Here is a 22,466-nt window from a genome sequence, read left to right on the forward strand (position 1 = left end):
ACTGGTTCGCTGCCCCCGTCAGGTCGTTGGGTAAACCCTGACGGATGGCGATGAAATCCGGATGAAACCGGGATGGGGGCTAGCCGAGCGCGGCCGCGAGCCGCCGCCATTCCGCGCGTGGGAAACCCTGCTGATCGGCCGTGAGCACCTGGATGCACACGTGGTCCGCGCCCGCCGCCCGGTGCTCGTCGATGCGCTTGCGGATGCTTTCGTCGTCGCCCCAGACGATCAGGGCGTCGAAGAGCCGGTCGCTGATCTGAGCCACCTCGTCCTCGGAGAAGCCCAGGCGGAGCACGTTGCGCGCGTAGTTGGGCAAATCGAGGTACGAGCGCAGCCACGATGCGCCGATCGCCTTCGCCTCTTCGCGCGTCGCCGCGAAGATCGCCGTCTGCTCGGGCAGCACGAGCGGACCGTCGCCGAGCGCTTCGCGCACTTCGCGGGTGTGCTCGGGCGGAACGAGATACGGGTGCACGCCGCGCGAGCGGCTCGCGGCGGTCTCGACCATCTTCGGGCCGAGCGCGGCCAGCACCCGGCTCTCGACGGGAAGCGGCGGCGTGGCCTCGTCGAGTCCGTCCAGGAAGGTCCGCATCGCCGTGAGGGGTTTGCGGTAGCGGCCGGGCTCCTTCGAGTCGATCAACGGCGCGTGGCTCACGCCGATGCCGACCAGGAACCGTTCGCCGTGTTCCCCGGTGAGCGACGCGTACGCGGCGGCCGTGTCGGCAGGGGAGTGCATCCAGAGGTTCAGGATCCCGGTGGCGACGGTGACTTCCCTCGTCGCCGTGAGCAACCGCTCGACGTCCGCGAACAGCGCCCCGCCCACGTCCGGCACCCACAGCGCGCGGAAGCCGAGCTCCTCCAGCTCGGCCGCGGCCTCCCCGGCTTCCGCCGGATCGCCGAAACGCAGGTGGTGGCTCCACACGCCCACCCCGGACAGGTCCATGACGTCTTCCCTTCCGCCCGCTTCGCGACCGGTCCGGCCGCGCCACCGACCCTAGTGTCCGGGCCCGAAGTGGATCACCGTCGCGGCCGGGTTGGAGCAAACGCACCTTGCTCCCCGCGTCGGCCCGGGTTGGAGCAAACGCACCTTGCTCCCTGATTGGGTTGATCTCCCATTCGGGGGCTCACATCCGCCGCGATTCTCACTACTCTTGTTCGATGTCCCTGCGAACGTGGGCGTGGTTCACGGCGAAGCGGTTGCTCGCCGACGAGTTGCCGCGCCGCTGGGCCCACACCCAGGGCGTCGCGCGCCGGGCCACCGAAATCGCGAATGCCCTGCCGCGCGAAGAGCGCCAGATCCTGGTCGCCGCCGCCTGGTTGCACGACATCGGGTACGCCGAGGATCTGATCGACACCGGCCTCCACCAGCTCGACGGAGCGCGTTTCCTGCGCCGCGAAGGCATTCCGGTTCGTGTCTGCGCCCTCGTCGCGCACAATTCGGGCGCGGCGTCGATCGCCCGGCTGCTCAACCTTTCCGACGCGCTGGCCGCCTTCACCGACGAGCGCACCCCGACGCGTGACGCGCTCTGGTATTGCGACGTGACAACGAGTCCGGACGGTCTCCCGATCTCCTACGAAGAGCGCTTCACTGAACTTCGCAGCCGTCGCGAGCCGGAGGACCCGGTGATCCGCGCGCTCGACCTGAGCGAGGGCGAGCGCGCCGCCGCGGTCAGCCGCACGGAGGAGCTGCTTGCCACAGCCCTCATCCGCCGCTAGTTCACGCCGAAGTCCGCGGCCACCTCGCCCAGCAGGTCCCAGGTCTGCCCGGCTTCCAGCGCGTTCTCCGAGGCATTGGTCCAGATCCGTTCGTACCGCGCCACGTCGTCGTCGCAGGTGAGTTCGTTGCCGGTCTTGGTGAAGACGAAATCCAGGTGCGCGGGGAAATCCCCGGGGCCGCCCGGCGTGGCGAGCCGGAGCAGCGCGAAGCGTTCGAGGATGCCCTGCTGGGCGATCACACTGGAAGCGGGCCGTCGCGGCCGGAACGGGAGCACCTGGATCGTGATGTGCGGATAGCGCGAAAGCGTCACCAGATGCAGGAGTTGTTCCCGCATCACGTCTTCGTCGCCCTGAACCCGCCGGATGCTCGACTCGCTGAGCACGCAGTGGAACCGGGCCGGGTTGTCGCGGAACAACACGCGCTGCTGCCTGTCCAGCGTCGCTTGCACGGTGTTCTCGGCAAGGCGGTCGGCGCTGCCCTGGCCGCGCTCGAACTCGGCGCGCGCGTACGCGGTGCACTGCAACAGGTCGGGTACGCGTTCGTTCGTCACGTACCGGATGAGTTCGGCGTCCTCCTCCAGATCGATGAACTGCCGGTACACCTCCGGGTGGTACACCGAGCGGAACCCCGACCACCGTCCGCGCTGCGACGTGTCGGCCTGCAGCCCTAAGGCGAGATCGACCACCAGCTCGTCGGTGACGGCGTACAGCTCGAGCAGCCGCCGAAGATCCGCCTCGTCGATGCCGAGGTTGCCGCCTTCCAGCCGGGCGATCTTGTTCTGCCCGCTGGCCGGACTGGCCTTGGGCCACACGGCCACGCCCGCGTCGCGCTGCGTCCACCGGCTTTGTTCACGCAGATGCCGCAGCAGGGCGGCCAGCTGTTGTTTCCGTCCGGTCGGCGTGCGGGCCGCGGCGACAACGGTCACGGGCAGTCACTTCCGGTTCGCGTCTTGAGGTGGTCCGAGCGTTTCAGGGCAACCAACGATCGCGCGGCCGTGACGTTCCGGATTCAGTCCGCCGATTTCGGTTTGAGCAGGCCGCGGTTGAACGCTTCCGCCACGGCCGCCGCGCGGTCGTTCACTTCCAGTTTCGCGTAGATGTTCAGCAAGTGCGTCTTGACGGTGGCCTCGGTGATGAACAACGCGGTCGCGGCATCGCGGTTCGTCCGCCCGCCGGCGACCAGTTCGAGCACTTCCAGTTCCCGTTTGCTGAGCGGCCCCGCGGACGGGGCGCGCATACGGTTCATCAGCCGCGTGGCTACAGAAGGCGAGAGCACGGACTCGCCCCTCGCGGCGGCGCGCACGGCTCGTACGAGCTCCTCGCGTGGCGCGTCCTTGAGGAGGTACCCGGTGGCGCCCGCTTCGATCGCGGGCAGCACGTGGCTGTCCGTGTCGTACGTCGTGAGCACCAGAATCCGCACGGTTCCGCCGAGTTCGGCGATCGCCGCGACACCGTCCATCCCCGGCATCCGCAGGTCCATCAGCACGACGTCCGGCCGCAACGCCCTCGCGAGCTGGACCGCTTCGCGCCCGTCGGCGGCTTCGCCGAGCACTTCGAACTCCGGGTCGCGGGCGAACAACGCGCTCAGCCCGTCCCGCACCACGGGGTGGTCGTCGGCGATGAGCAGGGTGATCGGTCCGTCGTTCACGGGGTCGCCTCCGCGGGGTGCGCCGGGACGCGGGCGGAAAGCCCGGTGCCACCGCCGGGTTCCGTTTCCACCTGCAGTGTTCCGGAAAGTGCTTCGATCCGCTCCCGCATCGCGACGAGCCCGAAGCCGCCGCCCTGCCGTCCCGGGTCGAAGCCCCGGCCGTCGTCGCGGACGTCCAGCGCGACCTCGTCCTCCAGGTAGGACAACGTCACCCCGACCCGGCTCGCCTCCGCGTGCTTGGCCACGTTGGCCAGCGCCTCCTGCGCCGCCCGAAGCAAAGCCACCTCGCTCTCCGGGCGCAACGGGTGGGCGGTGCCGGTGGTGGTGACCTCGACGGCTGGCCCGTTCAGCGCCGACCACCGCTGCGCGACCTCCTCGACGGCTTCGCTCAACCGCCGCGTTTCCAGCTGTTCCGGGCGCAGGGCGTGCACCGAGCGCCGAGCCTCGGAGAGGCTCTCGCGCGCCAAACTCGTCGCGGCCGCGAAGTGCCGGCGCCACGCGTCTGGCTCTTCGCTGGCGTGCTCGGCGGCCTGCAGTTGCGTGATGATCCCGGTGAGTCCCTGCGCGAGCGTGTCGTGGATTTCGCGCGCCATCCGCTGCCGTTCGTCGAGCATCCCGGCCTCGCGCGCCTGCGCCAGCAACTGCCGGTGCAACGCGGCGTTCTCCGCCAGGCTCAGTTCAAGCCTGCGGTTGCCTTCGGTGACTTCGTGCAGGGCCCGCTCCCGTTCCTCGTCGCGATTCTGGTTGCGCCAAAGGATCCACGTGAAAATCGACATCGGCAGGATGTTCACGACGAGCACCGCCGCGAACGCGATCAGCCCGCCAGGACTCGTCTTGTCCAGATCCGCCGCCTGCGCCGTGCCCGCGACGATCGCCACCGCCGCCACCCCCGGCAGCCGCCATGGCCATCGCAGCAGCTGGAACGTGAAGACGTACAAGGCCGGGGCGAAGCAGCCGAACCACGGATCGCGCACCACCAGCACGGCCAGCAAGCCGATGAGCCCGGCGAGGAACACGGCCATCAGGCCCGGACGTTCCCGCCACGCGGGCCGCACCGTGAACAACACGAGCATCCACGCCGCGACCGCCGCGCACAGAACGAGATCGACCAGCAGCGAACCGGGGCTCGCGTGCTTCACGATCACAGTGCACGCCACCAGGACCCCCAGCAGCGCATACGGCCCGATGGTGAGCACTGGTGACCAGTGGCGTTCCGGCTTGTCCATTACCCGCAATCTAGCCGCGCGCGCCGAAAAACGAGCGCATCCGGCGGCTGTTCACCAGCAGTACGACGCCGAGCAGGAGCAGGCCGCACACCCCTTGTTCGAGCTTGAACCACAGCGTGAACGTGCCGGGCAGCGCGAGGATCACGACGATCGCGACGAACAGGATCGCCGACGTGATGCGCAGCCGGAGGTACCCGCGGCTCGAGCCGCGCGCGGTCTGCACGGCGAACGCCAGGGTCAGGAACGAGGTGAGGGCGACGATGGTGCCGCGCACCAGGACGGCGTCGTTCACCATCGCGGAATCGTTGTACAGCAAGAAGATCGCGACGAGCGTCAGCAGGCTCAGCCCGACATAGCAGGCAATGAGGAGTCGTACGGCGTTGAGCGCGGGTGCGTGGGGCATGCTTCGAGCCTCGCAACCGGGGCGCCGGCGCACATCGCCCGAACTCCCGAGATCCGCACCCGGTGCACCGGTGGAGCCGATCCACCGATCGGTTGAGTCAGCCGCGCGGGACGAGCAGGCGCAGGAGTCTGACGAGGATGTCCGGGAGCTCTTCGTCCTCGTGCGCGATCCAGTACTCGTGCGCGCCGACCGTCGCGGCCAGCACGGCGTGGCCTGCCCCGATCGCGAACAGGTCGTCGGTGCGCGTGCCGCGGCGGTCCGCGACGAACTTCGTCGCGATCTCGCGCCATTCCGTATACCGCACAGCGGCTTTCTCCTGCACGGACGGGACGCTGAGCAACAGTTGCGCCCGGTGCAGAGCCCAGGTGCGCTCCTCCGGCGCATGCTGCAGCGCGTCGGGCGCCGCCCGGCACAGCGCGTCGGCGTAGTGCTCGTCCGGTGGGGCATCGGCCAGCAGCTCGCGGAACCGGCCGATCTCGGCGGGCGACTCCACCCACAGCACGTCGGCCTTGGTGGAGAAGTAGCGGAAGAACGTCCGGCGGCTCACCCCGGCCGCCCGCGCGATGTCGTCGATCGTGGTCTGCTCGAAACCGCGCTCCAGGAACAGCTCCTGTGCCACGTCGGCGAGGTGATGAGCGCTGGTCAGCGCGGGCCTGCCGCCCCGGTCGACCTCGGCGCGGGGCTCCTGACGGGAACTGGGCACCGGAAGATTTTCGCATACGCTCGACTTATGGCACAGTGCGCCATAACCTGGCTTCGTTACTCCGTCAGAGTGGACAGGAGAGAGGCATGGGCAAGGTCGACGGCAAGGTCGCGTTCATCACCGGTGCGGCCAGGGGGCAGGGCCGAAGTCACGCGGTCCGGCTCGCGCGCGAAGGCGCCGACATCATCGCGGTCGACACCACCGCGAAGGTCGAAAGCGTCCCGTATTCCCTTGCCACAGCGGAAGATCTGGCCGAAACCGTGCGTCAGGTCGAGTCGGCGGGACGCCGGATCGTGGCCAAGGAGGCCGACGTCCGTGACTCGGCCGCGCTCGCCGACGCGGTGAACGAAGGCGTCGCGAAGTTCGGCAGGCTGGACATCGTGCTCGCCAACGCCGGCATCTCCAGCCCGGCGCCCACGCTCGAAATGAGCGACGAAACCTGGCAGGACATGATCGACATCAACCTCACCGGGGTGTGGAAGTCGATCAAGGCCTCGGTCCCGCACATCATCAAGGGTGGCCGCGGCGGGGCGGTCGTGATCACCAGTTCACTCGCCGCGATCTACGCCAACCCGAACACCGCGCACTACAGCGCGGCCAAGGCTGGCCTGGTGATGCTGATGAAGGTGCTGGCGAAGGAGCTCGCGGAGCACAGCATCCGGGTGAACACGGTGCATCCGACGACGGTGGCCACCGAGATGATCCTCAACGACGCGACCTATCGGCTGTTCCGGCCGGATCTCGAAGCGCCCACCCGCGCCGATTTCGAGGTGGCGGCGCGCGAGCTCAACCGGCTTCCGGTCGCCGCGCTCGAACCCGAAGACATCACCAACGCGATCATGTACCTCGTCTCCGACGACGCCAGGTACGTGACAGGCGCGACGCAGGTCATCGACGCCGGAGGGGCGATCTGAAATGGGACTGCTGGACGGGAAAGTCGCCTTCATCACCGGTGGTTCGCGCGGGCAGGGGCGCGCGCACGCGGTCACCTGCGCGCGCGAGGGCGCGGACGTGATCATCTTCGACATCGCGAAACCGGTCGTGGAAACCGCCTACAAACTGGCGAGCCCCGAGGACCACGCCGAAACGGTGCGCCAGGTCGAAGCGCTCGGCCGTCGCGTGCTCGCCGTCGAAGGCGATGTCCGGGACCAAGCGGCGCTGGACGCGGCCGTGGCGCGGGGCATCGAGGCGTTCGGGCACGTGGACATCCTCATCGCCAACGCCGGGATCTGGACCCAGAACCCGTTCTGGGAGCTGACCGAGCAGCAGTGGGAGGAGATGATCGGGGTCAACCTGACCGGGGTGTGGAAGTCGGCGAAAGCCGTCGCGCCGCACATGATCGAGCGCAAGAGCGGGTCGATCGTGATCACGTCCTCGGCGAACGGGATCGAACCGGGGCTGAACTTCGCGCACTACGTTTCCGCCAAACACGGCGTGATCGGGCTGATGAAGAACATCGCGCTCGAGCTCGCGCCGCACGGCGTGCGCTGCAACTCGATCAACCCGGGCGCGATCCGCACCCCGATGACGGCTCACCAGGCGGCCTGGGACATGTTCGCCGGGCACGAGGGCGGCACCGAGGCCGAGATGATCGAAGGCGGCTACCACTATGCCGCGCTGCGCAACACTTCCTGGCTCGACCCGCAGGCGATCGCGGACACGGCGTTGTACCTGAACTCGCACCTCGCCGCGAACGTCACCGGCGTGACGATCCCGGTCGACGCCGGCCACCTGCTGATGACCGGCGTCAACGCGAACCCCGTGAAGGACTAGGACTTCCCGCGCTTCCCGGTGTGGTTGAACAGCAGGTTCAGCACGAAGGCGGCGAGCGTGGCGCTCGTGATCGCGCTGCCCGCGATGATCTGCGCCCACGCCGGGAAGCGGTGGTAGAACTCGGGGGCGACCACCGGCAGCATGCCGACGCCGATCGCGATCGCGACGATCAGCAGGTTGCCGGTGCCCTCGAACTCCACCTTGCGCAGCGCCCTGATCCCGACCGCGGTCACCGTGCCGAACATGACCAGCCCCGCCGCGCCGATCACCGGCCCGGGCAGCGAAGCGACCACTTCGCCCAGTTTCGGCACCAGCCCGAGCAGGACGAGGAACCCGCCCGCGGCAGCGGTCACGTACCGGCTGCGCACCTTGGTCACTTCGACGAGCCCGACGTTCTGCGCGAAAATCGTGTCCACGAAGGCGTTCATGAACCCGCCGAGGATGCCGCTCAGCCCGTCGCCAGCCAGCCCGCGCGCGACATCGCCGTTGCTGAGCGGTTTCCCGGTCAGCTGGCTGACGGCGAGCATGTCGGCCGTGGACTCGGTGAACGTCACCAGCATCACCACGCACATCGAGATCACCGCCGCGATCGGGAAATGCGGCGCGCCGAAGTGCAGCGGGGCCGTGATGCCGAACCAGCCCGCGTCGCCGACGGACGAGAAATCCACCAGCCCCAACGGAATCGCGACGACGGTGCCCACGATCAGCCCCAGCAGCACCGCGATCTGCGCGATGAACCCGCGTGCCCACCGGTTGAGCACGATGATCAGCACCACGATCCCGGCCGCCAGCGCCAGGTTCACCGGGGCGGCGTAATCGGGCGCGCTGCTGTCCTGCCCGGCGATCAGGCCCGCGGCAACGCTGATCAGCGAAAGCCCCACCACGGTGATCACCACGCCGCTGACCAGCGGCGGGAAGAACCGGATCGCCTTGGCGAACGGGACGGCCACCAGCAATCCGAAGATCCCGGCGGCGATCATCGAGCCGTATACCGCCTGGAGCCCGTACTGCGATGCGATGAGGATCATCGGGCTGACCGCGGTGAACGTCGCCCCGGCCACCACCGGCAGCCGCACGCCGAGCACCTTCCCGACGCCCAGCGACTGGATGATCGTGATCACCCCGGCGATCAGCAGGTCGGCGCTGATCAGCAGCGCGATCGTGCCGGTCGGCAGGTTCGCGGCGGCGCCGAACACCAGCGGCACCGTCACGCAGCCGGTGTACATCACGAGCACGTGCTGCAGCCCGAGGACGATCAGCCTGCCGGCCCCGACCGGGCTGTCGACGGGATGGCGTTCGCGGGTCGCTGCCGTTCTGGTCATGCATCAGCCTCCTAGCGCGGTTGTCCTTGTGGGAGGGAACGGCTGAGAAGGCCCGGAGACACGCCCGGCGTGTGAAGATTCTGTTTCGGCAGGTTTCCCGGGGGCGTGAGGGAGTCGATCGAGAGGGCGTGCCCGTCACTCGATCTGACTGGGCCGAGCGCGTCGTTCGTAGCCGATTGCGCTGAGTCCGCAGCTCGCCTCTCGATGACAGAAACGCTGCTTTCCTTTGCCTCGTAAGCGGTTCCGGCGTCTCGCCCGCCGTTTTCCACTGCCTCGCTTCAACGGCTTCGCGGACCTACGAGGCGCGAAGCCGTTGTGTCAGCGCACTTTCCACTCTACGGAGGTAACCTTGCCCGACCATGTCCTTTGCGCTTGACGGATGGTCGGCGGTGCTGCCATTATCACTTCATGCCGAACGGAAAGGGCGTGTCCGCCCTTAAGCGGTGAGCAGGCGGCGCGGGCGAAGTGCCCGCAGTGTCGTGGCTCCGCTTCATTTTGATCGGGATTTTGAGTTCGTACGCCGGGCCGTCGAGGCCCGTGTCACCTGGTTGAACTATGCCTTGAGATCGAGGCAGGGTTGTCTCCGCTGGCAGGCCGAGGGCCACGCGGAACCGTTGCCCGGTAACGAATATGGGGAAGTTTCACGACGGTGCGCCGTCCTGGCTGATTGACAACTCCACAGTGGACAAATAGCGGCCGAACACCCCACCAACCGGTCGCGCCCGCCTCGCTCAACCACCGGAACATCCACCCCGTCACCGCGGCGAACCCCCCGCCACTTCGCCCGCGGCGAACGTCGCACGCCCAGAGCGAACACCGCCCCCGCAACCGATCTTGCCCGCCTACCGTCGACATCCCAGGCGGAAAGCAAGCAGGAACGAGAAGGTGAGGTCCGACATGACCCTGTCGATGGCCACGGAATCGCGGAGCGGGCAATCGATCGACGATTCCGTCTTCGAACAGCTGCTGAGGGACAGGATCGTCTTCCTGGGCTCGGAGGTGACCGACGAGGTGGCCAACCGGATCACCGCGCAGTTGCTGCTGCTCGCCGCCGACGACGCGGAGAAGGAGATCACCTTCTACATCAACTCCCCGGGCGGTTCGGTCACCGCGGGAATGGCGATCTACGACACCATGCAGCTGGTGAAACCGGACGTTTCCACGTGGGGCCTGGGGTTCGTGGCTTCGATGGGGCAGTTCCTGCTCTCCTCGGGCGCGCCGGGAAAGCGCTATCTGCTGCCGAACACGCGGATCGTGATGCACCAGCCGTCCGCCGGGATCGGTGGGCCGGCGGCGGACGTCGCGATCCAGGCGGAGGTGTTCGTGAAGATGAAGCGCCGCATCGCCGAGATCACCGCCCGGCAGACCGGCCAGCCGGTCGAGCGCATCACGGCCGACGCGGACCGTGATCGCTGGTTCGATGCCGAAGAGGCGCTGAGCTACGGATTCGTGGACCACATCGTCGGAGCTGGCCAGAGCTGAGGAAAAGAGCTTGCCAGGGGCGGCATCCTGACTGAATGACGGACATTCGGATCCGCGAGCCCGAAGACCGGGAATTCGGTGCCGTCGCGGCACTGCGATGGCATTGGGCGGCCGAGACCCAGGCCCCGGAGGCCACCCGTGACGAGTTCGTGCGGCATTTCACAGCCTGGGCACGAGACAACACGCACACGCACCGTTGTCTCGTCGCGTTGCGCGGCGGTGACGTGATCGGCATGGCCTTCCTGGCGACGGTCGAGCGGGTGCCCACCCCGCGCGCGTTCCACCGTCGTTCGGGTGACGTGCAGTGCGTCTACGTGGTGCCGGAGGAACGGGACAACGGAGTGGGTGGGCGGCTGCTCGGCGCGATACTGGACCTGGCCCGTGAACTGGGGTACGAACGAGTCACCGTGCACTCCAGCCCCCGGGCGGTCCCGGCCTACCTGTGCCACGGATTCGAGGCCTCGCCCCGACTTCTGCAGAGTGTTTTGTCCATTTGAAACGGAAGATCCCAAAGATCACCGGATAAGCTCGGCGTGTGAGAGTTCTCGAACTGGTGCGGGAGCGCGCGCGACAGGGGAGCGTGCCGGGCGCGCGGAAGGATCCTTACCGGCTGGCGCTGGCGATCGAGGGCGGCGGCAGCCGCGGGACGTACTCCAGCGGCATGGCGGTCGAGCTCGAGCGGCGCGGGCTGAGCCAGGTCTTCGACGACGTGTACGGCTCCTCGATGGGGGCGATCACCGCCGCCTGGCTGCTGTCCGGGAAAGCCGAGCACGGCGCGTCCTACTGGTGGTACCCGGAGACGATGCCCAACGTGATCCGGCCACGCGCGGTGCTGCGCCGCAAACCTGTGGTGGACCTGGAATTCCTGATGGACCAGGTCTACCAGCGGTGGGCGGGCCTCGATTTCGGGGCGGTGCTGGAGAACCCGGTGCGCCTGCACCCGATAGCCACGGACGCCGACCGCGGCGAGGTGCTCGACCTCCTCCCGTACCTGGAAAACGGCGAGACGCTGAAGCTCGCGCTGCGCGGTTCGGCCGGACTGCCGCTCCTGGCCGGGCCGCTGATCCAGCTCGGCGGCCGCAGGCTCCTCGACGGCGGGCTGACCGAAGCTGTCCCGTTCCATTCCGCGCTGCGCGACGGTGCCACCCACGTGCTCGTGCTGCGCACCCGCCGGGCAGACGAGCCCGCCAAGACGCCCCCCAGGGTGGAAGACCTCGCGGTGACCACGTTCCTGCGCCGCACAGCCCCGGCAACGCTGCCGGCGTGGCGCACCCGGCCCGCCCGCCGTCACGCGGACGACGAGGAACTGCGCAGCGCGGAGAACCTCACGCAGGTCCTGGTGCCGACGGGCGCGCCGGAGGTGTCGCGGCTGGCCGTGGATCCGGTGCTGCTACACCGCGCGTTCGATCTGGGCGCCGAGGCGATGGCGAACGCGTTGACGGAGTCCTGACCCCGCTCAGGACTGGGAACGCTTTCCGTGCCAGACATGCAGGCTGGCCGTGCCCCAGGCCCGCACCGCCTTGGTATCTCTGCGGTCGTCGGGCCGGGCTCACCCTGCCCGAGCCAGGGTGAGTCCGGGCAGGCGGGGTGCCCTCGTCATAATCACCCCATTACTCGCGCGGAACCTCCTTGCGCCCGCGCGCGAGCAACTCGGCCAAATGTGTGCCTTCGCGGTGCGCCAACTGGTCCAGCTGCGTACGGCAGGAGAAACCGTCGGTGAGCACGGTCGCCTCGCCGTCCGCGCGGATGGCCGGCAGCAGGTCGTTCTCCGCCACCGCCACACTGACGTCGTAATGCCCGCGCTCGGCCCCGAAGTTGCCGGCCAGGCCACAACACCCGTCGAGCACCTTCATCTCGACGCCGGCCTTTTCCAGCAACGCGCGGTCGGGGGAGAAGCCGAGTACCGCGCGCTGGTGGCAATGTGGTTGCACCACAGCGGTTTCCCCGGACAGGTCCGGCGGCGTCCAGCCTTCGGCCGTGGCGAGCACCTCGGCGAGTGTTCGCACCCGGTCCGAGACATCCGCGACCTCCTTCGTGGTGCCGAGGAGTTCGGCGGCATCACTCCGGAAAACGGCGGTGCAGGAAGGCTCCAAGCCGACGATCGGCATGTCGCTCCCGGACAGCGACTCCACGCTGCGGCGCAGGATCCGGCGCGCGGTGTCGAGCTGGCCGGTGGAGATCCAGGTCAGCCCGCAGCACAGTTTCCGGGCCGGAATGGACACCGAGAAACCGGCCTTCTCCAACACTTTCACCGCCGCTATCCCCACCTGAGGGGTGAAGTGATCGGTGAAGGTGTCCACCCACAGCATGACCGGTGAACCGGTGGCACGGGGATGCGTGGCGAACCACTGCCGGAACGTCTGCCCGGCGAAGACGGGCAGCTCACGACGGTGATCCACCCCGGCCAGCCGTTTGCCGAGCTTCGCCAGCGGCCCGGACATCGCCCGGTTGACCAGTTTCGGCATCCGCGAGGCCAGCCGGGCCCAGCGCGGCAGCCAGCCGAGCGAGTAGTGCGCGGCCGGCCGGAGGCGCCGCCGGTACCGCTGGTAGAGCGCCTCGGCCTTGTAGGTGGCCATGTCGACACCGGTCGGGCATTCCGACGAACAGGCCTTGCAGGACAGGCACAGGTCCAGGACGTCGTGCACGGCGTCGTCCCGCCAGCCGGTGACGAACGAACCGTTCGCGAGCTCCTGCAGCACGCGGGAACGGCCCCGCGTGGAGTCCTTCTCGTCCCGGGTGGCGCGGTACGACGGGCACATCGTGCCGCCGGGCGAGGTGACGCGGCACTTGCCGACACCCGTGCAACGGTGCACCGCCGCGCTGAAATCCCCGCCGTCCTGATGAAAAGTGAACCCCAGGCCGGTACGCAACGGCCGCGCCGACACGTCACGCAGGTCGAGGTCGGCAGGCCGGGGCCGGACGATCACCCCGGGGTTGAGCACGTCCGCCGGATCGAACACGTCCTTGACCGCCGCGAACGCCTCCATCGCGTCGGCCGAGTACATCAGCGGCAGGAGTTCCCCGCGGGCGCGGCCGTCGCCGTGCTCGCCGGACATCGAGCCGCCATAGCCGGCGACCAGCTTCGCCGCGTCCAGCAGGAAGTCGTGGAAAACCTTGCGGCCGCCCGATTCCCCGAGCGGGAAGTCGATCCTGATATGCACGCAGCCGTCGCCGAAGTGTCCATAAGGGACACCGGACAGTCCGCGGTCGGACAGCAGGGCCTCGAACTCGCGGAGATACGCGCCCAAGTGCTCCGGCGGCACCGCGGCGTCCTCCCAGCCCGCGTGCCCTGGCCGGGTGGGATCCACCCTGGCGGCCAGTCCCGCACCGTCCTCGCGGATCTTCCACAGCGCGGCGGCTTCGGCGCCCGAGACGATCCGGCTGCCCAGCGCGTCCGCCGCGGCGAGCACGCCCTGAGCCCTGGCCGCGATCTCCGCCTCGTCCTCGCCGCCCAGCTCGACGAACAACCAGCCGGTGCCGCGGGGCAGTGCGGGCACCGAGCCGCCCCGGCCGCGGCGCACCACATCCACGATCCGGGCGTCGAGCCCTTCGATCGCGACGGGATCGAAGGGCAGCAGCGCGGGCACCGCGTCGGCGGCGCTCGCCATATCGGGATAACCCAGCACCACCAGCGAGGTCCGGGAGGGGGCGGTGACCAGTTTGACCCGGGCCCGCTGCAGCACGCCGAGCGTGCCCTCCGTGCCGACCAGTGCCTTGGCGACGTCGAACCCGCGCTCGGGCAGCAGGTGCTCCAGCGAGTAGCCGGAGACCTGGCGGCCGAACCGGCCGAACTCGGTGCGGATCACGCCGAGCCGTGAGTGCACGACTTCCTTCAGCGCGGTCAGCGCGGCCGACGAGGTGTCGCTGGTGCGCAGCAGTTCTCCGGTGCCCGCCACCAGTTCCAGCTCCACGACGTTGTCGGCGGTACGGCCGTAGCCCAGCGCCCGCGAGCCGCAGGCGTTGTTGCCGATCATGCCGCCGATCGTGCAGCGGCTGTGCGTGGACGGGTCGGGGCCGAACCGCAGCCCGTGCGGGGCGGCGGCGCGCTGCAGATCGTCCAGCACCACGCCGGGGTCGACCAGCGCCGTCGCCGAATGCCGGTCGATCTCGTGCACCTTGTTCAGGTGGCGGGAGAAGTCCAGCACCACGCCGGAGCCCACCGCGTTGCCGGCGATGGACGTGCCGGCGCCACGGGCCGTCAGCGGGGTGCCCAGCTCGCGGCAGGCATTCACCACCGCCGCGATCTCGTCCGCGTCGTGCGGGAAGACCACGGCGGAGGGCACGACCCGGTAGAGCGAGGCGTCCCCGGCGTACTCGGCGCGGCGGCGGTGGGAGTCGTCGATTTCGGTGACCCCGGCCCGCCGCAGAGCTGCGACGACCGCGGTGCTGGCATCGGTCGAGAGAGTCATCGCCCCCATTGTCACCCTCGCCCCCGGCGGGCGCGGATCAGACCGTGAACAGGTCCGGATCGGCCTCCCGCCAGTCGTCCGCCCAGCCTGCTCGCGGGCCGTCGAGCAGCTGGCCCGGCTCCAGCCATTCGTACAGCTCGGCGTAGTGGCGCACGGTGGTCGAGTCGAGCCGTTTGCGCAGCATGTGCGGCCGCAGCTGGGCGGGGTCCGAGACACCCATGGACGCCATGATCTGCAGCGCCGAGCGGACGGTCGCGCGCTGGAACCGGTGCACCCGCTCGGTCTTGCTCTCGACGTCGAGCGCGCGGGCCCGGCGCGGGTCCTGGGTGGCCACGCCGACCGGGCAGTGGTTGGTGTGGCAGCGCTGCGACTGGATGCAGCCCACCGCGAACATCATGGCGCGGGCGGCGTTGGTGTAGTCGGCGCCCTGGATCAGCCGTTTGACGATGTCCGCGCCGGTGGCCACCTTGCCGGCCGCGCCGAGCCGAATCCGGTCCCGCAGCCCGGTACCGACCAGCGCGTTGTGCACCGTCATCAGCCCGTCGGTGAGCGGGACGCCTATGTGGTCGGAGAACTCCAGCGGCGCGGCCCCGGTGCCGCCTTCCGCGCCGTCGACGAGGATGAAGTCCGGGGTGACGTCCTCGGCGAGCATCGCCTTGCACACGGCCAGGAACTGGGCCCGCGAGCCGACACACAGCTTGAACCCGGTGGGTTTGCCGCGCGCCAGTTCCCGCATCCGCGCCAGGAACAGCACGAGTTCGCGCGGGGTCGAGAAAGTGCGGTGGTACGGCGGGGAGATCACGGTCTGCCCCTGCGGGACTTCACGCACCTTGGCGATCTCGGCGTTGACCTTGCTCCCGGGCAGCACGCCGCCGATCCCGGGTTTGGCACCCTGGGAAAGCTTGAGGGACACGCATTTCACACTGTCCAAAGCGGACTTGCGGGCGAACTCGCGCTCGTCGAAACCGCCGTCGGAGGTGCGGCAGCCGAAGTAGCCGGTGCCGATCTCCCACACCAGGTCGCCGCCGTGCCGCAGGTGGTAGTCGGAAAGCCCGCCCTCGCCGGTGTCGTGCGCGAAACCGCCCTTCGCCGCGCCCGCGTTGAGTGCCAGGACGGCGTTGGCGGACAAGGAACCGAAGCTCATCGCCGACACGTTGAGCAGCGCCATGTCGTACGGCTTCGCGCAGCCGGGGCCGCCGACGCGCACCCGCGGCGCCTCGTCCGGCACCTGCACCGGGGACATCGAATGCACGAAGGACTCGTAACCGTTCTCGTACACGTCCCGTTCGGTGCCGAAGGGCGATTCGTCCTCCGTCGCCTTCGCCCGCTCGTAGACGATGCTGCGCACGTCGCGGTCGAACGGGCGGCCGTCGAAATTCCGCTCGATGAAGTACTGCTGCATCTCCGGCCGGATCGCTTCGAGCAGGTAGCGCAGGTGGCCCAGCACGGGGTAATTCCGCAGCACGGAATGCTTGCGTTGCAGCAGGTCGTACCAGCCGACGAGGGCCGTCGCGGCCAGGGGCGCCGCCGCGAACGCCCACCACGGCGAAACGCCCGCCGCCAGCCACACGGCGGCCGCCGCGACCACGGTCAGCGCGGCGACGATCGCGAATCGCATCAGTCCAATGCCCACTGGGCGAAGATCACGCGCAGTGCGGTGACCAGCGGCAACGGCTGGTCGAGCATCGGGTGGTGCCCGGCGTCGGGCAGTTCGGCCAGCAGCGCCCGGTGGTCGAGCAGCTTGCCGATCTCCTCGAACATGGCGGGCGGCACCAGGCCGAACTCCGAGCGCAGGAACGCCGTGCGGCAGCGCAGCAGCGGCAGCAGCTCGCGCAGCGGTTCCCGCCCGCCGTAGAGCATCGGGTCGAACTTCCAGGTCCAGCCGCCGTCGACGGCCCGGATCGACTCCTCCGCGATGTGCTCGCGGATGTACGGCAGCAGCACGTCCTGCGCCGGCACCGTCCTGAACCGGCCGAGGATCTCCTGCCGGTCGTCGTAGATCTTGGTGGGGCGGCGGCGTTCCCGGAGACGCTCCTCCTCGGGCGGGCGGTCGTTGAGCGGGGAATCGATGATCGCCGCCCCGTGCACGCGCTCTGGGTGCCGCGCGCCGGTGGTGGCGGCAACCCAGCCGCCCATGCTGTGGCCGACCACACAGAAGCGGCCCTCGATCCCGCCTTCGTCGGCGGCGGCGACCACTTCGCGGCCCCAGTGGGCGAGGTCGTAGGACTCGCGCCATCCGCTGTCACCGTGCCCGGACAGATCGGGCGCCACCACCCGGTGCGAACCGGCGAAGAACGGGGCGATGTGGTCCCACCAGCCGGAGTTCGCCGAACCGCCGTGCACCAGGACCAGGCCCGGGCTGCCCGGCTCTCCCCAGCAGCGCAGGTGGACCCGGCTGCCGTCGACGACCGTCTCCCGGTGCTCAGGGGTCTCGGCCAGCGCGTCGGCGAACCATCGCGGCGTCATCCATGCCTCCTTCGGCCTCACGGACCTACGTTAATGGTCTGCCAGGATCGCATTCAGCGCGAATGCTGCGGCCGCCACAGTGGCGCCCGCCACGCACAGCACCTCCGCGCCGCCACCTGCCGTGAGCACCAGGCCACCGGCCGCGGCGCCGAGGGCCTGCCCGAGATAGATCCCGCTGGAATTGGCGGAAATCACCACGCTGGGCGACTCGGGCGCGAGCCCGGTCAGCCGGTGGTTGTTCGGCGTCGCGACCGACCAGGCCGCCGCCCCGGTAACGGCCATCAGGGGCGGCGTGAGTCCGGCAGTGGGGGCGAAACCCAGGCCCAGCAGGGAAAGCGCGAGGATGCCGATGGCAAGCACGAGTGTCCGACGGGGACCGTGGCGATCGGTCAGCCAGCCGCTGCCGAAAGCTCCCGTGCTGCCGCCGATGCCCCAGGCCAGCAGTGCTGCCGTCAACGCGGAACCACTGATTCCCGCGGTGTCGAGCAAAATCCGCGCCAGGTAGGTGTAGACGATGATGCCCGCCGCCGAGGCCAGCGTCGTCACCGCGACGATTCCCAGTACACGCCGGTCGACCAGCAGCGCCAGCCGATCGCGCAGCCGAACCACGGGTGGCAGCGGCAGAGTGGGCAGGGTGACGAGCAGCGCGGCCAACGCCACGAGCGCGACCGCGGCGATGAACAACAGGCTCGCCTGCCAGCCGAAGTGCTGGCCGAGCGCGGTGCCGGCGGGCACCCCGAACACCGTCCCGACGGCCAGGCCGCCCAGGATGATCGACAGCGCGAGCCCTCGCCGCTCCGCCCCCGCCAGCGCCACTGCCGCGGCGGATGCGGTGGGAGTGAACAGCGCGGCCCCGAGCGCCGCCGCAATCCGCGCCAGCAACAGGAACGGCAGGCCCGTGGCGGCGATCGACGCGAGATTCGCGGCGATGAACAGGGAAAGCCCGAAGGTCAGCAGTGTCTTGCGCCGCACCTTGCCGGTGGCCGCGGCGAGGAAGGGCGCCGTGACGGCGTAGGTCAGCGCGAAGGCCGTCACCACCTGGCCCGCGGACGCTTCGGAAACCCGCAGCCCGGAAGCGAGCTGCGGCAGGATTCCCGCCAGTACGAACGAATCCGTGCCCATCGCGAACGTGCCCACGGCAAGCACGAGCACCGGGGCCAGGCGGTGGACGCGGGGTTCGGGAACAGTGATCATGCTTCGACAGTGCGCCGGGAGCCGAACCTGGTACAGGCAGGGAATCATGCTGGTATATCCGGCACCAGGCTGAGCGGCACCGAGGAGGGTTCGATGGCGGACATGGTGCAGCGCAAAGAACTCGCGGCCTTCCTGCGATCCCGGCGTGAGGCCACCGACCCGGTCTCCCTCGGGCTCACGCCGGGCCCCCGGCGACGCACCCCGGGCCTGCGGCGGGAGGAACTGGCGCAGCTGTCCGGCGTCAGCCTCACCTGGTACACCTGGCTCGAACAGGCTCGCGACATCAGCGTCAGCAGGCAGGTGATCGACAGCCTCGCCCGCACGCTCAGGATGCCACCGCCCGAGCGCACGTACCTGTTCACCCTCGCCGGGCTCGCGCTGCCCGCCGAGGATCCCGGTCGGCCGCACGTGGACGGAATGCTGCGCCGTCTCGTCGGCACGCTGCAGCCGAACCCGGCATATGTGATCAACCCCTGGTGGGACATCCTCTGCCACAACGAGGCCTACGGGGCGTTGCTCGGTGGCCTGGACCACCGGCCCGCCGCTGAGCGCAACGGTCTCTGGCTGCTGTTCACCGATCCCGATGTCGCCGCCCTGTTCCCCGACTGGCAGAGCGAGGCGCGGCAGCTCGTCGGGCAGCTGCGCGCGAACCTGGCCCGGTACCCGAAGGACCCGCGCGGGCCCGAGGTCGTCGAAGCGCTGCGGCAGGCCGGCCCGAAATTCGGTGAACTGTGGGAAGACCACGACGTGCGCCGGTTCCGCGCGGCGCGCAAACGTTTTCGCCATCCCGTCGCCGGACGGCTCGACCTCGACTACGTCAAGCTCGCCGCGGCCGACGACGATCAGCAGCAGCTGGTCGTGTTCCTGCCCTCGGGCGAGCAGGACATCGAGAAGCTGGGTCTTCTCCGCTGACGGCGGCCGCACAGCATGGCGGGATATCGTGGCGGCCATGAGCGAAGACGGGGACCGGGTGGACAAGCTCCAACTGCACCTGGACAAGGCCAGCTCGGCGCGCATCTACGACTACATGCTCGGCGGCCGCGGTCCCAACAACTACGCCATCGACCGCGTCTTCGGCGACGACCAGAGCGGACTGCTGCCGAACATGCAGGCCGCGATGCGGGAGAACCGCCGGTTCATCGGCCGGGCCGTGGAGACGGCACTGCAGCTGGGCGTGCGCCAGTTCGTCGACATCGGCTCCGGGCTGCCGAGCCACGGCCAGGCGCACCAGGTCGCCGACCGCTTCGCGCCCGAGGCCAAGGCGCACGTCGTCTATGTGGACAACGAGCTGATCGCCAACGCGCATTCGGAGATCCTGCTGGGGGACGAGGCCGACCCCGAGCGGCATCAGGCCCTGCTGGCCGACTATTTCGCGTACGGGCAACTGTGGCGGCGGGTGCTCGCCACCGGGCTGATCGACCCCGAGCAGCCGGTGTGCCTGCTCGTCACCGCGTTGCTGCACTTCATGCTGCCCGAGGACGAGCCGGAGATCCCGCTCGCCTACTACCGCCGCAAGCTGGCGCCGGGCAGTTTGCTCGTGCTGACCCACGCCCTCGAGGACCGCGAGGACGAGGGGTTGCAGGAGGTCACCCGGAACTACGGGCACACCACGAACCCGTCGCATCTGCGCACCGACGAAGAGATCCTGCGGTTCTTCGGCGACTGGGAACTGCTGGAGCCGGGGCTCACCTGGACCGGGCTGTGGCGGCCGCGGCCCGATCGTTCGGTGGAGCCGTGGTGGGAGGAAGACACCCGCGACCTGCCCCCTGGCGAGCCGTGGTGGGGCGGCGACGAGGCGAAGATGATCTACCGCGGGGGCGTCGCCCGCAACCCCTGAGTCCTTTGTGGACACCCGGATATTTGATCATTTCGGGGAAAGCGGTCACGTATCGTGTCCGCGATCGCGGACGGTGACCTGGACTGGACCTGTTTGCGGATACATCTTTTGGCCCCTTCCGTCCGGTCCCGTTGTGAAATATGTTGTGATCCGCAACATAGCTCTTCGCCGGGTGAAGGGAGTCTCGATGACGAGCACCGCCCTCAGCGTGCCCGCCGGCACGTCGCCGTAACCCGGCTCGTTCTCCCGTTTCGAACCGGCCGCACCGACCCCGACGCGGCTGTTGTCGTCATGCGCGAAATGCGCGATCAAGGAGGATCGTGTGAGAAGAAAGCAGTTCCGGCGCGCCCTCGCGATGGCCGCCGCCGCGCTGGTCGTCAGCTCGATACCCGTAGCTGCCGTCGCCAGTACCGACAGCCGGACCCCGGCGTACCTCAACCCACGATTGCCTGTGGCGCAACGGGTTTCCGACCTGCTGGGCCGGATGACCCTGACCGAGAAGATCGGCCAGATGACCCAGGCCGAACGCGGCGCGATCGACGCCGACCAGTCCCAGATCACCACACTCGGGCTGGGGTCGGTGCTCTCCGGCGGCGGTTCGACGCCCGCGGAGAACACGCCGGAAGCCTGGGCCGACATGGTCGACGGCTACCAGAAGGCCGCGCTCGCCACGCGGCTGCACATCCCGATCCTGTACGGCATCGACTCCGTGCACGGGGACGGGAACATGGTCGGCGCCACGATCTTCCCGCACAACGTCGCGCTCGGCGCCACCCGTGACCCGAAGCTGGTCGCGGACGTCGAGCACATCACCGCCACCGAAACCAGGGCCACGGGCCCGCAGTGGGTGTTCGCGCCCTGCGTCTGCGTCACCCGCGACGAGCGCTGGGGCCGCACCTACGAAAGTTTCGGCGAGGACCCGAAACTGGTGCAGCAGATGGAAACCGCGATCGATGGGTTCCAGGGCAACGGCTCCTCGGACCTCGCGAAACCGGACCGCGTACTGGCCACCGCCAAGCACTACGCGGGCGACGGTGACACCACCTTCGGCACCTCCACCAGCGGCACTTACACCATCGACCAGGGCGTGACGATCACCGACTGGCAGCACTTCCAGCAAGTCGACCTCGCCCCGTACGTGACGGCGGTGCAGCAGCACGACGTCGGCAGCATCATGCCGTCGTTCTCGAGCGTGCAGTGGACCGACCGGGCGGACTCCACCCCGGTCAAGATGAGCGCGAACAAGGAACTGCTGACCGACGTGCTCAAGCAGAAGATCGGGTTCGACGGCTTCCTGATCAGTGACTGGGAAGCGATCCACCAGTTGCCGGGCGACTACGCGACACAGGTGCGCACGGCGGTCAACGCGGGCATCGACATGTTCATGGAGCCCAATTCCGCGCCGCAGTTCGAGCAGGCGCTGCTCGCCGAGGTGCAGGCGGGCCGGGTCTCGATGTCGCGGATCAACGACGCGGTCAGCCGCATCCTGAAGGCCAAGTTCGAGATGGGGCTGTTCGAACACCCCTACACGGACCGGACGAACATCGGCACCGTCGGGTCGGCGGCGCACCGTTCCGTGGCGCGCCAGGCGGTCGCGGAGTCCCAGGTGCTGCTGAAGAACTCGAACAACGCCTTGCCCTTGAAGGCCTCGCAGAAGATCTACGTGGCCGGCGTCAACGCGAACGACATCGGCAACCAGGCCGGTGGCTGGACGGTCACGTGGCAGGGCCAGTCCGGCAACACGATCCCGGGAACCACCATCCTGCAAGGGATCCAGCAGGTCGCCAAGAACGTCACCTACAGCGCCGACGCCTCCGCGCCGACGGCCGGTTCGGACGTGGGTGTCGTGGTGATCGGCGAAACGCCGTACGCCGAGGGCGTCGGTGACGTCGGGAACGGGCACACGCTGAACATCTCGGACGCCGACCGGGCCAACATCGACAAGGTGTGCGGCGCGATCAAGACGTGTGTGGTGCTCGATGTGGCAGGCCGCCCGCAGATCGTGACCGACGAACTGTCCAAGATGGACGCTTTCGTGATGTCGTGGCTGCCCGGCAGCGAGGGCGCCGGCGTGGCGGACGTGCTGTTCGGCAAGAAGCAGTTCACCGGCAAGCTCTCGGTGACCTGGCCGCGCAGTGAAGCTCAGGAGCCGATCAACATCGGCGACAAGAACTACGATCCGCTGTTCCCGTACAGCTACGGGCTCACCACCCGCCGGTAGGAACCCGTCCTCCGCTCCGGTGCCCGCCCCTTGGGCGCCGGAGCGGATGCGGTCCTTTCCGGTACTCCG

20 protein-coding genes are annotated in these 22,466 nt (G+C 69.1%); 9 read left to right on the forward strand and 11 right to left on the reverse strand.

The genetic code is table 11. From position 1 onward, the window contains the following. Positions 1 to 79 precede the first annotated feature (79 nt). A complete protein-coding gene (locus FPZ12_RS05775) occupies positions 80 to 940 on the reverse strand; it encodes a TIGR03620 family F420-dependent LLM class oxidoreductase (protein WP_144748641.1) in 861 nt (286 codons plus the stop codon). A gap of 215 nt (positions 941 to 1,155) precedes the next feature. On the opposite strand from FPZ12_RS05775, the gene FPZ12_RS05780 reads away from it, so the two are divergent. Continuing rightward, positions 1,156 to 1,713, forward strand: coding sequence for an HD domain-containing protein (locus FPZ12_RS05780; protein ID WP_144748640.1), 558 nt, complete (start codon positions 1,156 to 1,158; stop codon positions 1,711 to 1,713). Here the strand turns inward: FPZ12_RS05780 and FPZ12_RS05785 are convergent. From FPZ12_RS05785 to FPZ12_RS05805, 5 genes are all read right to left on the reverse strand, one after another. Further along, positions 1,710 to 2,639: a helix-turn-helix domain-containing protein gene (locus tag FPZ12_RS05785; protein WP_166462590.1), complete on the reverse strand. Its 930-nt coding sequence runs from the start codon at positions 2,637 to 2,639 to the stop codon at positions 1,710 to 1,712. The two genes, FPZ12_RS05780 and FPZ12_RS05785, sit on opposite strands and share 4 nt — an antisense overlap. 83 nt (positions 2,640 to 2,722) lie before the next feature. Further along, complete coding sequence (locus tag FPZ12_RS05790; RefSeq protein WP_144748638.1) at positions 2,723 to 3,361, reverse strand: response regulator; 639 nt, start codon at positions 3,359 to 3,361, stop codon at positions 2,723 to 2,725. Continuing rightward, the gene (locus FPZ12_RS05795) at positions 3,358 to 4,587 is read right to left on the reverse strand and encodes a sensor histidine kinase (protein ID WP_144748637.1); all 1,230 of its coding nucleotides are present in this window, start codon (positions 4,585 to 4,587) and stop codon (positions 3,358 to 3,360) included. The genes FPZ12_RS05790 and FPZ12_RS05795 overlap by 4 nt, the downstream gene beginning before the upstream one ends. A 10-nt stretch (positions 4,588 to 4,597) precedes the next feature. After that, positions 4,598 to 4,990 (reverse strand): hypothetical protein, encoded by a 393-nt coding sequence (locus FPZ12_RS05800; protein ID WP_144748636.1) that lies wholly within the window; start codon positions 4,988 to 4,990, stop codon positions 4,598 to 4,600. A gap of 97 nt (positions 4,991 to 5,087) precedes the next feature. Continuing rightward, a complete protein-coding gene (locus FPZ12_RS05805) occupies positions 5,088 to 5,693 on the reverse strand; it encodes an acyl-CoA-like ligand-binding transcription factor (RefSeq protein WP_144748635.1) in 606 nt (201 codons plus the stop codon). Positions 5,694 to 5,779: 86 nt separating this feature from the next. Between FPZ12_RS05805 and FPZ12_RS05810 the strand changes: the two genes are divergently transcribed. Continuing rightward, positions 5,780 to 6,607, forward strand: coding sequence for a mycofactocin-coupled SDR family oxidoreductase (locus FPZ12_RS05810; RefSeq protein WP_144748634.1), 828 nt, complete (start codon positions 5,780 to 5,782; stop codon positions 6,605 to 6,607). Between the two features lies 1 nt (position 6,608). Then, positions 6,609 to 7,466: a mycofactocin-coupled SDR family oxidoreductase gene (locus tag FPZ12_RS05815; RefSeq protein WP_144748633.1), complete on the forward strand. Its 858-nt coding sequence runs from the start codon at positions 6,609 to 6,611 to the stop codon at positions 7,464 to 7,466. Here the strand turns inward: FPZ12_RS05815 and FPZ12_RS05820 are convergent. Then, a complete protein-coding gene (locus tag FPZ12_RS05820) occupies positions 7,463 to 8,788 on the reverse strand; it encodes a nucleobase:cation symporter-2 family protein (RefSeq protein WP_144748632.1) in 1,326 nt (441 codons plus the stop codon). The genes FPZ12_RS05815 and FPZ12_RS05820 overlap by 4 nt on opposite strands. 897 nt (positions 8,789 to 9,685) lie before the next feature. Between FPZ12_RS05820 and FPZ12_RS05825 the strand changes: the two genes are divergently transcribed. Genes FPZ12_RS05825 through FPZ12_RS05835 form a run of 3 tightly spaced genes read left to right on the forward strand, consistent with a single transcriptional unit; the run spans position 9,686 to position 11,720 of the window. Further along, complete coding sequence (locus FPZ12_RS05825; RefSeq protein WP_144748631.1) at positions 9,686 to 10,270, forward strand: ClpP family protease; 585 nt, start codon at positions 9,686 to 9,688, stop codon at positions 10,268 to 10,270. Positions 10,271 to 10,305: 35 nt separating this feature from the next. Next, complete coding sequence (locus FPZ12_RS05830) at positions 10,306 to 10,767, forward strand: GNAT family N-acetyltransferase (protein ID WP_144748630.1); 462 nt, start codon at positions 10,306 to 10,308, stop codon at positions 10,765 to 10,767. Between the two features lie 38 nt (positions 10,768 to 10,805). Beyond that, positions 10,806 to 11,720, forward strand: coding sequence for a patatin-like phospholipase family protein (locus FPZ12_RS05835; RefSeq protein WP_144748629.1), 915 nt, complete (start codon positions 10,806 to 10,808; stop codon positions 11,718 to 11,720). Positions 11,721 to 11,880: 160 nt separating this feature from the next. Here FPZ12_RS05835 and FPZ12_RS05840 read toward each other — a convergent pair whose 3' ends face one another. From FPZ12_RS05840 to FPZ12_RS05855, 4 genes are read right to left on the reverse strand one after another with little or no spacing between them, the layout of a single operon-like run. Beyond that, complete coding sequence (locus FPZ12_RS05840) at positions 11,881 to 14,679, reverse strand: FAD-binding and (Fe-S)-binding domain-containing protein (protein WP_144748627.1); 2,799 nt, start codon at positions 14,677 to 14,679, stop codon at positions 11,881 to 11,883. A gap of 37 nt (positions 14,680 to 14,716) precedes the next feature. Further along, complete coding sequence (locus FPZ12_RS05845; protein ID WP_144748626.1) at positions 14,717 to 16,297, reverse strand: FMN-binding glutamate synthase family protein; 1,581 nt, start codon at positions 16,295 to 16,297, stop codon at positions 14,717 to 14,719. After that, a complete protein-coding gene (locus tag FPZ12_RS05850; RefSeq protein WP_144748625.1) occupies positions 16,297 to 17,145 on the reverse strand; it encodes an alpha/beta fold hydrolase in 849 nt (282 codons plus the stop codon). The genes FPZ12_RS05845 and FPZ12_RS05850 overlap by 1 nt, the downstream gene beginning before the upstream one ends. A gap of 30 nt (positions 17,146 to 17,175) precedes the next feature. After that, a complete protein-coding gene (locus FPZ12_RS05855; RefSeq protein ID WP_144748623.1) occupies positions 17,176 to 18,339 on the reverse strand; it encodes an MFS transporter in 1,164 nt (387 codons plus the stop codon). Between the two features lie 93 nt (positions 18,340 to 18,432). Between FPZ12_RS05855 and FPZ12_RS05860 the strand changes: the two genes are divergently transcribed. From FPZ12_RS05860 to FPZ12_RS05870, 3 genes are all read left to right on the forward strand, one after another. Next, positions 18,433 to 19,251 (forward strand): helix-turn-helix transcriptional regulator, encoded by an 819-nt coding sequence (locus FPZ12_RS05860; protein WP_144748622.1) that lies wholly within the window; start codon positions 18,433 to 18,435, stop codon positions 19,249 to 19,251. Between the two features lie 37 nt (positions 19,252 to 19,288). Then, complete coding sequence (locus tag FPZ12_RS05865) at positions 19,289 to 20,176, forward strand: SAM-dependent methyltransferase (RefSeq protein ID WP_144748621.1); 888 nt, start codon at positions 19,289 to 19,291, stop codon at positions 20,174 to 20,176. Positions 20,177 to 20,531: 355 nt separating this feature from the next. Beyond that, positions 20,532 to 22,397: a glycoside hydrolase family 3 protein gene (locus FPZ12_RS05870; protein ID WP_144748645.1), complete on the forward strand. Its 1,866-nt coding sequence runs from the start codon at positions 20,532 to 20,534 to the stop codon at positions 22,395 to 22,397. The last annotated feature ends 69 nt before the right edge of the window (positions 22,398 to 22,466 follow it).

The sequence above is a fragment of the Amycolatopsis acidicola genome, from assembly GCF_007713735.2.
In the GTDB taxonomy this organism is placed as follows: Bacteria; Actinomycetota; Actinomycetes; order Mycobacteriales; family Pseudonocardiaceae; genus Amycolatopsis_E; species Amycolatopsis_E acidicola.